Source organism: Hahella ganghwensis DSM 17046 (assembly GCF_000376785.1).
Taxonomy (GTDB): domain Bacteria; phylum Pseudomonadota; class Gammaproteobacteria; order Pseudomonadales; family Oleiphilaceae; genus Hahella; species Hahella ganghwensis.
The window spans coordinates 46791-60378 of record NZ_AQXX01000143.1 but is presented as its reverse complement, the minus strand read 5'-3'; the positions used below and the strand labels follow the sequence as shown (position 1 = coordinate 60378).

General features: G+C 51.4%; 10 protein-coding genes. 5 read left to right on the top strand and 5 right to left on the bottom strand.

The window, feature by feature from the left end:
- The first annotated feature begins 28 nt into the window (after window positions 1-28).
- The 5 genes from F566_RS0129340 (at window position 29) to F566_RS0129320 (ending at window position 4154) form a co-directional block, all read left to right on the top strand.
- Window positions 29-1078 carry a DsbA family protein gene (locus F566_RS0129340; RefSeq protein WP_020410629.1) on the top strand — a complete coding sequence of 350 codons (1050 nt, stop codon included), beginning with the start codon at window positions 29-31 and terminating at the stop codon, window positions 1076-1078.
- An 18-nt stretch (window positions 1079-1096) separates the two neighbouring features.
- The gene (locus F566_RS0129335; RefSeq protein WP_020410628.1) at window positions 1097-1378 is read left to right on the top strand and encodes a DUF503 family protein; all 282 of its coding nucleotides are present in this window, start codon (window positions 1097-1099) and stop codon (window positions 1376-1378) included.
- Window positions 1379-1491: 113 nt separating this feature from the next.
- The gene (gene panP, locus F566_RS0129330) at window positions 1492-3129 is read left to right on the top strand and encodes a pyridoxal-dependent aspartate 1-decarboxylase PanP (RefSeq protein WP_020410627.1); all 1638 of its coding nucleotides are present in this window, start codon (window positions 1492-1494) and stop codon (window positions 3127-3129) included.
- Window positions 3130-3258: 129 nt separating this feature from the next.
- Window positions 3259-3627 (top strand): PA4575 family protein, encoded by a 369-nt coding sequence (locus tag F566_RS0129325; RefSeq protein WP_020410626.1) that lies wholly within the window; start codon window positions 3259-3261, stop codon window positions 3625-3627.
- An 80-nt stretch (window positions 3628-3707) separates the two neighbouring features.
- Window positions 3708-4154, top strand: a complete 447-nt coding sequence (locus F566_RS0129320) for a YtoQ family protein (RefSeq protein ID WP_020410625.1) — start codon at window positions 3708-3710, stop codon at window positions 4152-4154.
- Between the two features lie 84 nt (window positions 4155-4238).
- Here the strand turns inward: F566_RS0129320 and F566_RS0129315 are convergent, their stop codons facing one another.
- From F566_RS0129315 to F566_RS0129295, 5 genes are read right to left on the bottom strand one after another with little or no spacing between them, the layout of a single operon-like run.
- Entirely contained in the window at window positions 4239-5186 is a 948-nt protein-coding gene (locus tag F566_RS0129315) for an alpha-E domain-containing protein (RefSeq protein WP_020410624.1), read from the bottom strand.
- A gap of 1 nt (window position 5187) precedes the next feature.
- Window positions 5188-6639: a circularly permuted type 2 ATP-grasp protein gene (locus tag F566_RS0129310; protein WP_020410623.1), complete on the bottom strand. Its 1452-nt coding sequence runs from the start codon at window positions 6637-6639 to the stop codon at window positions 5188-5190.
- On the bottom strand, window positions 6629-7507 hold the full coding sequence (locus F566_RS0129305) for a transglutaminase family protein (RefSeq protein WP_020410622.1): 879 nt from the start codon (window positions 7505-7507) through the stop codon (window positions 6629-6631). The genes F566_RS0129310 and F566_RS0129305 overlap by 11 nt, the downstream gene beginning before the upstream one ends.
- 16 nt (window positions 7508-7523) lie before the next feature.
- The gene (locus F566_RS0129300) at window positions 7524-10031 is read right to left on the bottom strand and encodes a circularly permuted type 2 ATP-grasp protein (RefSeq protein ID WP_020410621.1); all 2508 of its coding nucleotides are present in this window, start codon (window positions 10029-10031) and stop codon (window positions 7524-7526) included.
- Window positions 10032-10056: 25 nt separating this feature from the next.
- Window positions 10057-13335 (bottom strand): transglutaminase family protein, encoded by a 3279-nt coding sequence (locus F566_RS0129295; RefSeq protein WP_020410620.1) that lies wholly within the window; start codon window positions 13333-13335, stop codon window positions 10057-10059.
- Window positions 13336-13588 lie beyond the last annotated feature (253 nt).

Below are 13588 nucleotides of genomic sequence, written 5' to 3'. Positions count from 1 at the left end.
ACGAGAAAGGACTTACCCGAGAATACTTATGGCCAAAAGCAAATTTTCCGTACCGCCAATTTATGTTGGCATCATCATGTTTGCGTTAGGACTCTTCGTCGCAACACTTTTGCAATCGAACAAGTTGGGTCTGAATTCTGAACCTTCCACTGATAGCACTCTATTCACTCTGATGAACGAGTCCTATACCCTGAAGGACCTCCCCTACCCTCAGGCGAGCGCCGTCTTCGCTCTGGATCAACACAGCTTTGAGCAAAAAACCCAGGAAATTCAGAAAGCCGCGCTCACCTTGCATCTGGACAAGCTGGCCAAAGAGAGTGGTCAAACCCGCGAGGAAGTTCGAAACGATCTGATTGATGTCGAACCCGTCAGTGACGAAGAAGTGTCCAGATTTTACGAAACTAACAAAGCCCAGATTTCGCAACCTTTCTACGCCATCAAAGATGCTCTCAAGAACGCCCTGAACCGGGATCGACTGGGGCGGGCAGAGCAACGCCTGATAGACGACCTGATCAGCCGGGGATTATTGTCTGTCAACCTCACGCCACCAGAAGCCCCATCAGTCACACTTGACCTTGAAGGCTATCCGGCGAAAGGTTCAGATAACGCAGTCCTGACAATCGCTGAGTTTGCAGATTACCGTTGTCCGCATTGCAAGGTTGCAGCAACAACACTACAGCAATTGCAAGAAGAATATCCTGACCGAATTCGATTGGTCATGATTGATTTTCCGGTATTGGGAGACCAATCGCGAATGCTGGCCAAAGCGGCATTTTGCGCAGGTAAACAAGACAAGTTCTGGAGCTACCATGAAGCATTGTTTGCCAACCAGGAACGCCTGAGTCAGGAAGTTGCCTTGGAACTGGCATCAGATCTCGGAGTGGATACCGAACAACTTTCTTCTTGCATGGAATCCGAAGAAAGTACCCAGCAGATTGAGCGTTCCGCAGTCCAGGCTGTTCAGCTCGGTCTGACTGGTACGCCAGCCATCTTTATAAACGGCATCGCCTATAGAGGTAGAGGTTTGGACAACGCGCTCAGGGACCACGTCAAAGCTGCTTTGAACGTTTCTCACTGATAGTTCTGGCCAATCACCATGGAAATTCGCCTGGTTCAGGTAGGAATGCATCTGGAAGGCTGCCTTTCTCTCAAGGAGAAACGGCAGCGCTTGTCAGGCCTCAAGACCCGTCTGGGTCAAATGCCTCAGTTCGCAATCTGTGAGAGTGATCATGCTGATCTGCCGCAGTCTGCAGAATGGAGCATCCTGGTACTGGCCGCCAATAACGCGACCATGTCACAGCACCTTAACCAACTGGAACAAATGTTCACTGAATCACTGGATGCACTGATCACACATTTTGAACAACTTACCCTGTAGCTCCTGATCGCCTCTGGAAGCGGCAACGGTCACTGATTATACTTGGCGCTCCAAGGCCTGCTCACACAAAATTGATGGGCTCTGTACCAGCGGTTCGGTAAGGAATTCCAGTTATGGGTAAGAAAGTCGCCAAGGCCAGCCTGGAGAGTATGTATCGTGTATTTACGATACCGGAGGCACCAGACTCCACTCTGGGTCGCATAGACAAACAAATTTCAGAGAATCTGGCCGGTTTTCTTCAGGACCATATTGTCGCTGTTGAAAAAGATCTGGCCGATATGCAACTGGATTTCGCAGACTCGCAGATTCCGGAAGATCCGGTATTTGTCTCCGAGCATACAGAGTTTCTCTTAAATAAACTGGTTGCCCAGTCCGTTCACACAGCGTCGCCAAGCTTTGTCGGTCATATGACATCGGCACTGCCTTATTTCATGCTGCCGCTGTCTAAAATCATGATCGCCTTGAATCAGAACCTGGTAAAAACCGAGACCTCCAAAGCCTTCACGCCGCTTGAGCGTCAGGTCATCGGTATGCTACATCGTCTGGTTTACGAGTCGGGAGAAGCGTTCTACAAGGAAAACATGCATGACAGCAATGTGGCGTTGGGGAGTATGTGCTCCGGTGGCACCATCGCCAACATCACAGCGCTTTGGGTCGCTCGCAACCGCAGCTTCCCCGAACAGGGGAGTTTCAAAGGTGTGCGCCGCGCCGGAATGCATCAGGCGTTGAAACATTATGGCTACGAAGACGCCGTTATTCTGGTCTCAAGCCGGGGTCACTACTCTTTGAGTAAATCTGCCGATCTCCTGGGGCTTGGCAGTGACAATATCATCGCAATCCCCACTGACCTGGACAACAAGATCGATCTGTCTGCCCTTCGCAACACCTGTAAAAAGCTAACGGAAAAACGGATAAAAATCATTTGCCTTGTTGGTATAGCAGGAACCACGGAAACCGGAAATGTGGATCCTCTGGACGCGATGGCAGAAATCGCCGAAGAATATAACACCCACTTCCACGTAGATGCTGCCTGGGGCGGACCTACGCTGTTTTCCAGAACTCATCGTCCACTGATGAAGGGGATTGAACGGGCGGACTCTGTCACGATGGATGCCCATAAGCAACTCTATGTGCCTATGGGGGCAGGCCTGGTGGTATTTAAAGACCCCACGTTGCCTAACGCCATAGAACATCATGCTCAATATATTATCCGCAAAGGTTCTCGGGATCTTGGTAGCCGGACCCTGGAAGGTTCACGCCCTGGCATGGCCATGCTGATACAGTCAGGTTTGAAGATTATCGGTCGTACTGGTTATGAAATTCTAATCGATCAGGGAATAGCAAAAGCCAGAGCGTTTGCCACGATGATTGAGAAGGAACCGGATTTTGAACTGATCAGTGCACCGGAACTGAATATTCTGACCTATCGTTATTGTCCATCCTGGGCCAGAGACGCTTTACAAAAGGCCTCAGCCGAAGAAGCCTCAGCCATCCACGAGTGCCTCGGCAGAATCACCAAGGCACTGCAAAAGACTCAAAGGGAAAGGGGCAAATCTTTCGTTTCCCGCACGCGCTTGAACCCAAAACAGTATCGGGGGCAGGATTGTATTGTGTTCCGAGTGGTTCTGGCCAATCCTCTGACAACCCAGGAAACTCTGCAGGGTATTCTCGAGGAACAGAAACAGTTGGCCGGGGAGGCGATTATTGCCGACAGAATGTCAGAGTTACGTTCACTTTGCCAACAGGTATAACGGCAACTGTAAAAACAGGTTAAATATCCCGTATTTAGCGCCGAAATGGTAACCCTGAACAAACCGTGCAATAAAATTCTGCTACTATAAAATCGTTGTTACCCATAGTTGTATTCCTGGGGGAAGATCATGCGTCTGGATTTTGCTGAACCGCTGTATTCCGATCCAAAGTTCTGCGCGCTTATTCACAGTGACGGTAAGCGGATTGAAGTACACCTTGTCGCCACAGAAGAGAGTTTTTATCTCGTCGCCCTGTCTGGCCTGCCAAACCGCCCGGCCAGCCGTACCAAGGTCCAGGGGCCCTATATCAGCCAGCCTCAGGCGAAAGCCGCAATGAATGCGATAGTTAACTCTTTACTGGAACGAGGCTTTGAGCAACTGATCGCCGCCAAACCAATTTGGACTCTCCAGGTGAAGGCCGAAATCAAGGCTCTTGACCAGGAACGCAGCATGCACCTGGGCAACTACCGGTTTAATCCGGACGACGTGTACTTCTAGAGACCGAAGTTCCTCCCACTTGCCGCCAAGACACAACAGCGCTAAGGTGGCTCTCCTGCCATCATAACGGAGAGTCTCTTATGCACTGGAACGTTTACTTATCCGGCGAAATTCATACGGACTGGCGAGACCAAATAATCTCAGGCGCCGCTTCCGCTGAACTTCCCATCGATTTTTACTCAGCTGTTACCAATCACGAAGCCAGTGACGATGTTGGGGATAATATTCTCGGAGCAGAATCCCAACCCTTCTGGAAAGATAACAAATCGGCCAAGATCAATGCTATCCGGATCCAGACACACATCCAGCAGGCGGATGTTGTCGTGGTTCGTTTCGGTGACAAATACAAGCAGTGGAATGCGGCATTTGATGCTGGCTACGCTGCAGCACTGGGCAAACCAATCATTACATTACATGACGAAGCCCTGATCCACCCTCTTAAAGAAGTGAATGCCGCCGCCATGGCCTGGGCGCAAACACCTCAGCAGGTAGTGGAGATTCTGAAATATACACTTCAACAAAAGTAGCGGGGCAACCAGAACAACAAACCAGAAAGACAACGGGGAGCTATCGCTCCCCGTTATGATTTCGATCAGAGAATGACTAACCTATCAGGCAACTTCCTGGCTTTGACTCTGTGTCGGAGCACCAAAATAAGCGCTCGTCACTTCATCATGTACCTGTGCAAATCCAATCTGCAACAAATCCATGGCAGCCTGTAATTCAGCCTGCTTCAGTTTACTGATATCCATATTATCCAGCTGTCTCTTTACCCGGTGAACCACCAACAAGGTGTTCTCGTGATTCGGTAGCGAATCCAGACTGAACTCCAGATCGCTCATGCAACGGGCGATAGCCCTGGGAAAAACTTTCGACTGAATCAGAAAACGCAACACTTCCTGACGCTGAATCCGCACCTGCATTTCGCGCCGGTACATCTGATAACCGGTCAGCGATTTCAGGACACTCATCCATTGCAAGTTTTCGTAGGTCGCCTTGGTCATGGTGGCGTCCGGTATCAGGTTGGCGGACCGGATATCAATAATACGGCTGGTCATATCTGCCCGTTCAAGACTCCGACCTATCTTCAGGAAGGTATAGCCCGCATCGTGATTCAGGGTTCCAGACAAAGTGCCCGTGATGTTCTGGCACTGGGTAATGATCTCGTGAAGAAACGGGTAACGCCCACGTTTGGTTAATGCCTGCTGGGAATGGTCCTTGGCATGCAGATACGTTGTATTAATGGTTTCCCACACTTCTCTGGGAATGACATCCCGAATAGTCCGGGCATTTTCCCGGGCACTGGCCAAACTGGAAAATATGGAGACATGGCTATTTGTGTCACTGATCAAAAACTTGAGGACGGAGCGCTCATCAAACTCTCCCTCATAGGTATCACCTGCGCCAGTAATTGCGACCAGTTGTCCCCAGATTGGTGACAAACCCTTTGGTAAATCAAGAGCCAGATTGGCGTTGACGTTAATTAACCGTGCCAAATCCTCTGCCCGCTCCAGATAACGGGCCATCCAGTAAATATTGCCTGCTACACGCGCTAACATTTCAAGCCTCCTCGTCGATTATCCAGGTATCCTTGCTGCCGCCTCCCTGAGACGAATTCACGACCAGAGACCCCTTTCGTAATGCCACTCGGGTCAGCCCACCAGTCGTAACATAAGTCTGATTACTGGACAGGATAAAAGGTCTCATATCCACATGCCGTGGCTCAGCCTTGCCATCAATCAACGTCGGTACGGTACTCAGATTGAGGGTCGGCTGTGCAATATAGTTCCGGGGATCAGACTTGATGAGTTCAGCGAACTTCTCCCTTTCCTTTTTGGTCGAACTTGGCCCGACCAGCATGCCATAGCCTCCGGATTCATTGGCAGGTTTTACAACCAGTTCTTCCAGGTGCTCCAACACGTATTTACGGTCATCATCCTTCATGCAGAGGTAAGTCGGGACGTTAGGAAGAATCATCTCCTCGCTGAGGTAATACTTGATCATATCAGGGACGAAGGCATAGACCACTTTGTCATCGGCAACGCCAGCTCCCGGAGCATTGGCCAATGCCACATTCCCTTTCAGCCAGGCCCTCATCAGACCTGGGACTCCCAATACCGAATCCGGATTAAAGGCTTCCGGGTCCAGGAACAGATCGTCAATGCGGCGGTAGATGACATCGACCAGCTCAAAGCCATAGATTGTCCGCATATAAACGCAGTCATCGTCCCCCACAACCAGATCAGTCCCTTCTACCAATTCGCATCCCATTTGCTGGGCAAGATAAGCATGTTCGAAATAGGCTGAGTTATAGATGCCCGGCGTCAGCACAACGACTTGCGGGTATTCAGCCGGCCGGGGAGACAAGGCAGCGAGCGTATCAAATAACTGTGATGGATAGTCATCGACCGGCAGGATGCTGAAGTCTCCGAACAGGTCTGCAAATACCCGTTTCATCACCTGCCTGTTTTCCAGCAGATAAGATACGCCGGAAGGGACGCGCAGATTATCTTCCAATACATAAATCTGGCCATCCGCATGGCGAACCAGATCAGATCCACAGATATGCGCCCAGATTCCGTGAGCAGGGCTCATACCGATACATTGCTTGCGAAAGTTTTTGGACTTGGCCAAGAGCTCCTTGGGAAAGATCTTATCCTTCACGATATTCTGATCGTGATACAGATCATCGATGAACATATTCAGAGCTTTAACCCGTTGTTTCAGACCCGCATCCACCACATCCCATTCCTTGCGACTCATCACTCTCGGGATAATATCGAACGGCCATTGCCTGTCGATGGAGCCCCCTTCCTGATCGTAAACGGTAAACGTAATCCCCATTTCCTTAATGGACAACTCGGATGTCGCTTTCAGGCGCTCAAGTTCAGCATCCTCCAATTCGGCCAGATGAGCGGCCAGAACCTTGGCAACAGGCTTCGGTCGCCCTTTCTCGTCCACCATCTCATCGAATAGGTTCGGATACTTGTAGTCTTTCCATTTAATGCCCATAGGATAGCTCCTCACGGCTGATTCGCTCCAAAGTTACGGCTACTTCCGGCTGTTGTTGGCCAGCTCCGTAGCAGACCCCCTTCAAGGGAGGTACGTCACTGTAATCACGACCGATGGCCACGATCACATGTTCATCACTTACCCACATGTTGTTCGTCGGGTCGACATGTAACCACCCGTAGTCTGGCACATAGAGCGCCACCCATGCATGGGAGGCGTCAGCCCCCTGGCGTTTTTCCTCGCCTTCAGGAGGATAGGTCATGACATACCCACTGACGTAAGCAGCCACCAGCCCAAGGCTCCGCAACCCAGAAACGGCCAGATGAGCAAAGTCCTGACAGACGCCTTTACGAATATCCAGAAACTCACCCAGTGTCGTATCCACCTGGGTTGCACCTGATTCATAACTGAAATCACGATAGATTCGCCCGGCAAAATCCAGCAGAGATTCCGCAACCGGTCGCGCCGGACTGAAACAACTCTGGGCGTAGTCTTTGGCCTCCTCATGATATGGCGCCATGGGGCTTGGATAGGCAAAAGAGCACAGTTCCATCTTTTGACGAGCCTGCAAGGAATGGTAGGTGATCTGCTCCCAGGGAAACTGGCAGGCATCATTGAGGGGTTTGGGGCAACGACCCACCACCGCTTCGCTGGTAACCTTTAGCTGTTGATGGGGTTTGTGAACTTCAAAATAGTGGACCCGGTTGCCAAAGCTATCGGTTTGAACGTGCTGAAAACGAGGTTTGGGGTCAATGCGGACTCTGTGCTCCAACACCTGCTGTTCAAGACGCACCAGCGGCGCCAGCCAGGCTTTGTTGTAAGCCAGCGATGCGAGCCCCGGATAGCGATACAGGGTCTCGTGTCGCACCCGGATATAGGAAACCTCAGCGCATGAATCGGGTAATGGGCTGGGCGTGTTTGAAGTATTGGTGTTCAATGTCGAGTCCAAACTGGCTAAAGGTGGCCATCTGTTCATTCAGGAATTCGGCCAATTCTGTCTTGGTCAATTCAGTATTGTGCCATTCGCTGGCATCTGCCAGCCGCAAAGGAGTGAGTCCGGACAGTACCCGCTTTTCCAACGGCATCAGGCCCCGATGGGGGTTAGGGTTAAGATACCCCAACAAAGGCTCCATGGCGCTGACAGTGCTCACAAGTGATCTTGGATTAGTTGGCTCAAGCAGCAGATGCTGCCAGGTGGTGTAATAGGTCAGGTCAGTCCCGAAACGTCTGCGGTGACTGTTAAGACAATCATTGGACTCCAGCAACACGTGCCGCAAACCAGCCTCGTTTTCTTCAGAAAATACATGGCACAACCGCAACACACTGTTAACTGTATTCTGGGAACGTTCCAGACGCTTCCCCAACTGCAGCCACAGTCCGCCCTGGTCCAACGCCAGGCTTTCCTGGCTGGCTCCCCAGAAGGCTAACAGTCCGGTCAGGAATGGCTGAATAAATTGATCCAACGCCACGCCCTTTTGATTCTTTTCGGTGTAATCCAGTAGTTCTTCCAGCTCTTCAATCGCTCGCCAGCAATCCCCTGACCACAGATCCCGAAGTGTATAGGCAGTACGAATGGCAGCCCGTAAATTGTAGGCGACACTGCCAGTATGCCGGCTATCCAGAATAAAGCCTTGCAGGACATCCAACCGGGGTAATCGTTGCTGTTTACCTTCCACCTTACAATAGAGTTCGATCAAAGGTTTGAGGTTAATCAACACCTGAGCATCGGTATCATCGCCATAATCAAAATAGTTTTCCAACTGCCTCAGGTAGGCTCGAATCAATCGCAACAATGACTCACCGCGCTCCATATAGCGGGCCAGCCAGAATAAATTTTCAGCGGCACGACTGGTGAGAATGGCCGAGGCAGTGCGGCGTTGCTTGGCTGGGTTCAGCCGTAGAACATCCCGCATCGATCCGCCGCCCTTGATCAGCCAGGTGTCCTTGCTCAACCCTCCCATTTGGCTGGATACCACAAAGCTATTGGCATCCGGCGACACACGGGTCAGCCCACCCGGCATCACGTCATACTGTTCACCGTCACCGGCAGCAAAAGTTCGCAACACCAGGTGACGGGGATGGAGAGCAGAATCAGCGAGCGTTGGCACTGTAGAAAAGCTCAGCAACTGCTGTCCGACATATAACCAGGGTTCGGCTTTGATCCGATTGATCAAGTCTGTCTTTTGGGCTTTCGTCAGTTTGTTTCCGTAAACCACACCGGTCGCACGATCCACCCGTTTGATGACCAGAGAATCAATTTTGCTGATCACATGCTTACGCTCTTTTTCCTGGCCGCACCACCAGGTTGCCACTTCCGGCAGCTTTAACTCTTCACTGAGAAAGTGCCGTGATAGCCCCGGTAAAAATGGCAGTATGGCAGGAGACTCCAGCATACCGCTGCCCAAAGGATTGGCCATTCCCACCCGGCCTAATGCTTGGGCCTGAGCCAGTCCCGGAACCCCCAGCATTGAATCACCACGAAAATTCAGAGGATCACTGTAGACATCATCCACCCGCCGGATAATCACATCCACCTGTTTCAGATCATCGACAGTCTTCAGATAGACCTTACCCTGCCTGACTGTGAGGTCATCCCCTTCGACCAGGGTAATCCCCAACTGCGCCACCAGATAGGCGTGCTCGAAATACACTTCATTACCAATGCCTGAAGACAGCAGAACGATGGTCGGATCACTTTGATTATCCGGTGCCAACGCCGCAACGTGGCGCTTCAGGTGATAAAAATACTGTGCCAGTGGAGCGATAGAATAGTCTACCGCCCCTTGTCCCAGAACCCGCTTGGTGACCATGCGGGCTTCAAGGACGTATCCTGCACCGGAAGGCCCCTGGGTACGATCGCTCAAGACCCACCAGGTACCATCCGGTCCACGAGCCAGGTCAGCGGCATATAGTGTCAGCGGCGAAGGCACACCGCCAACCATAGAGCGCAGATATCCAGGATGTTGGAATACGATTTCCGGGGGTAACAGCCCCTTCTTAAGGCAGGTCTGATTACCCATGATATCTCTTAATAACGCCGAGAAAAGTCGGGCTCTTTGCTGCAAACCTTCTTCAAGTGGCGCCCAGTCCTCCTCGGAAAAAACCATCGGCAGCGGATCCAGCAACCAGGGACGTCGCATCCCCTCCGGATCGTTGTAGACGTTATAATTCACCCCCTGCTCTTTCAGGCGACGCTGGCTATCCTTGTTCAGATTGTCGAGGTCATTCCTCGATACTCCGGTAAAATATTTGGCAAAGGCCTGCCAATGAGGGCGCACTTTGCCCTGAGCATCCATCATCTCGTCATAGGCGGTTGCCAATGGCGAGTACGGAACATCGTTCAGATCAAGACCGGTCTGAGAAGGCACAGTCAGTGGTGTAGTATCAGGCATTATCCGAGGTCTGTTGGCGTTTCATCTAATCGTAGCGTAGATCCAGCGTGGTTGGATAGCTCGGATTAACCGGCGTTGGCGGGGGAACCGCCCCTTTTCTGGGCTCAGGGCTTCGGTAGAATCGCCCTCCTCCCTCAACAATAGGTTGGGCAATCCGGGTTCCATGTTGATGTCCAATGTTTTCAAATCGATTGATCCTGCGCGCCTCCGCTTCCAGGGCATTGACCGGGAATTGTTCATAGCTGCGTCCGCCAGGGTGGACAACATGATAGGTGCAGCCACCAAGACTGCGTCCATTCCAGATGTCAAAAAGGTCAAATACGAGAGGCGAGTGAACCCCGATTGTCGGATGTAATGCTGACCAGGGTTGCCAGGCCCGATATCGGACACCGGCGACATAACAACCTTCTTCTTCCGTAGGCACCAGCGGAATTCTGCGGCCATTGCAAGTCAGTGTATAGCGCTCCGGAGTGGCTATCCGAAGCTTCACCTGAAGCCTTTCCATACTTGAGTCCACATAACGTGCGGTACCACCGCCGGCAGCTTCCTCCCCCAACACAAACCAAGGCTCCAAGGCGTGATGCATTTCCAATTGCATACCACCAAGCTCCATGCGCCCGATACGAGGACAACGGAATTCCAGAAATGCCTCGAACCAGTGTTCTTTGAATGGGAATCCATTCTCGTTGAGAAACCGGATAACATCCTTGAAATCCTCCCACAGGAAATGCGGCAACATAAACCTGTCATGTAGGGCCGTCCCCCAATTCGCCAATTTTCGCGAGTACGGCTTATCCCAGAATAATGCGACAAACGCCCGCAACAATAACATCTGCACCAGACTCATACGGGCGTGAGGTGGCATTTCAAATGCGCGAAACTCCAGTATTCCCAGTCGCCCGGTACTTGAATCCGGCGAATATAACTTGTCGATGCAAAACTCGCTGCGGTGAGTATTGCCGGTCAGGTCTGTCAACAGGTGCCGTAACAGGCGATCAACCAGCCAGGGTTGCGAAACATCTCCTTCTGGCATTTGAGCAAAGGCAATTTCCATTTCGTAAAGTCGTTCAACCCGAGCCTCATCGATTCTCGGCGCCTGACTGGTGGGACCAATGAAGGTGCCACTGAACATATAGGAAAGGCTGGGATGGTGTTGCCAGAATGTGATCAGACTGCGCAACAATCCCGGACGCCGCAGAAGCGGACTGTCCGCTGGCGTGGCACCACCCAGAGTGACATGATTTCCTCCACCGGTTCCCGTATGCCGGCCATCTATCATAAACTTCTCAGTTCCCAGCCGGGTATGACGGGCATCGTCATACAAATCAGTCACAATATTCTTCAGCTCATTCCAATTCTCTGCAGGCTGAACGTTGACTTCGATCACACCAGGATCAGGCGCCACCACCGCTTTTACCAATCTGGGATCGTGAGGAGGAGGATACCCCTCGATACGGACAGGCCGATCAATTTCCTGAGCTGAAGCCGAAATGGCATCCAACAGAGTGACATATTCTTCCAATGTGCTGACGGGTGGCATAAACACGTATAGATAGCCGTCCCTCACCTCCGTACAGATACCCGTGTGAATTGCCATAGTCGCCAAAGGGCGGGATTCCGATTTATGAATGGGCTGCAATTCCTGAGGCAGCGGGGCAAAAGGGTCCCGCTCATGTCGCTCAAATTCATCACTCAATTGCTGTTCGGACAGACTATCCAGTGGCAGCCGAAGCCCAATCGGAGAGTTGCCACCGATGAGATATAGCGCACCTTGGCGAAACTTCCATAGGCAGGTCTGCCAAGTCTGTGTGACCTGATTCAACCCTACCGGCAGGCAGTATCCGGCCGTGTTATTGAGTCCCTGTTTCAGCACCTGCGCGAGGGTCCGTTTTGCCAGACTCTCGTTATCCATATCCAGATTATCATCGACTGGCAGGTGACCATTTTGCCAAAGAGCATAAAACGGGTCCTCATAACAGGGCAGGATGGCTTTGTCCGATAACCCCATCTGCTTACAGAAAGCCGCCATTAGTGCCCTTGCGTCCTCCGGTTTCGCGTTATGATCGAGAATATCGTCCGGCCCTTGCCATAATGGCTGGCCGTCTTTTCGCCAATACAACGCATATTGCCATCTCGGCAACTCTTCGCCGGGATACCACTTGCCCTGACCGAAGTGCAGGAAACCGTTGCTGGCATAGCGCTTTTTCAGCCTTTGAGCCAACTCAAACGACAGCTTACGCTTATGGGCTCCGTCGGCATCCGTGTTCCACTGGGCCGACTCCATATCATCAATCGAAACAAAGGTCGGTTCTCCCCCCATGGTGAGACGGACGTCATTCTGCAACAGGATCTCATCCACATACTGCCCCAGAGCATCGATATCTTCCCATTCATGCTCCGTAAACGGTTTGGTGACACGAGGATCCTCCTTGAGCCGAATGACTTCATTGCTGTAGATGAACTCCACTTCGCACGGATCTACCGCCCCAACAATCGGAGCGGCGTCTGTGGGTTCCGGCGTACAACTCAGAGGAATATGCCCCTCGGCAGCAAATAATCCGGAGGTAGGATCAAGCCCGAGCCAACCAGCCCCAGGCACATAGACTTCACACCAGGCATGAAGATCCGTGAAATCATTCTCAGGACCGCTCGGCCCATCCAGCGACTTCTGATCTGACGCCAATTGAACCAGGTATCCCGACACAAAACGCGCCGCCAACCCCATATGCCTTAACACCTGAACCATCAGCCAGGATGTGTCCCGGCATGATCCCCATCCGATATCCAAGGTTTCTTCAGGCGTTTGGACCCCAGGTTCCAAGCGGATGTTGTATTTGATGTCATTGTTGATTTTCTGGTTGATAGCCACCAGAAAATCAACAATTGGCAGTTTTTCCCGGGAGAATTCCTTCAGGTACTTTTCAAATTTAGGACCGAATGTCTTGGTTTCGCGAAAAGGTGCCAGTTGAAAACTAAGCGCTTCCGCATATTTGAACGGAAAGAACTCGGCGTATTCTTCGACGAAAAAATCAAATGGATTATAGGCGGTCAAATCCGCGACCAGATCCACATCCACCTCCAATTCTGCCGTTTTTTCCGGAAAGACCAATCGGGCAACATAATTGGAGAATGGATCCTGCAGCCAGTTGATGAAATGTGGTTCCGGCTTGATATTCAGACTGTAGCTGATGATGGGAGTGCGACTGTGAGGGGCCGGCCGCAGTCGTATGGTATGCGGCGATAGGTTAACCAATCGATCAAACTTGTAGGTTGTACGGTGACGAAGGCCTACAACAATACTCATCCAACTCTCCTTGATGCCCCTGAAGGAATTCTATATCGACAGACTCTTAAGCTCTGCGATACCTTGGCGGGACAGCAATCGCCACCAAACTCTTTATTGGATTATTGAAATCAAATAAGAGCCTAACGGCACATCAACAGTCCCTGAATTTGTTATATGCACAACTGGACTTGGACAGCATCTCAGAAAAAGTGTCCGAGTCTGGCTGCGCTGATTGTGTAGTTCTGCTAACAAATAAGATGCCAAAAAGCCC

Coding starts and splice junctions, on each gene's coding strand:
- F566_RS0129340 (WP_020410629.1), top strand. CDS start 29: ATGGCCAAAAGCAAATTTTCCGTACCGCCAATTTATGTTGGCATCATC.
- F566_RS0129335 (WP_020410628.1), top strand. CDS start 1,097: ATGGAAATTCGCCTGGTTCAGGTAGGAATGCATCTGGAAGGCTGCCTT.
- panP (WP_020410627.1), top strand. CDS start 1,492: ATGGGTAAGAAAGTCGCCAAGGCCAGCCTGGAGAGTATGTATCGTGTA.
- F566_RS0129325 (WP_020410626.1), top strand. CDS start 3,259: ATGCGTCTGGATTTTGCTGAACCGCTGTATTCCGATCCAAAGTTCTGC.
- F566_RS0129320 (WP_020410625.1), top strand. CDS start 3,708: ATGCACTGGAACGTTTACTTATCCGGCGAAATTCATACGGACTGGCGA.
- F566_RS0129315 (WP_020410624.1), bottom strand. CDS start 5,186: ATGTTAGCGCGTGTAGCAGGCAATATTTACTGGATGGCCCGTTATCTG.
- F566_RS0129310 (WP_020410623.1), bottom strand. CDS start 6,639: ATGGGCATTAAATGGAAAGACTACAAGTATCCGAACCTATTCGATGAG.
- F566_RS0129300 (WP_020410621.1), bottom strand. CDS start 10,031: ATGCCTGATACTACACCACTGACTGTGCCTTCTCAGACCGGTCTTGAT.
- F566_RS0129295 (WP_020410620.1), bottom strand. CDS start 13,335: ATGAGTATTGTTGTAGGCCTTCGTCACCGTACAACCTACAAGTTTGAT.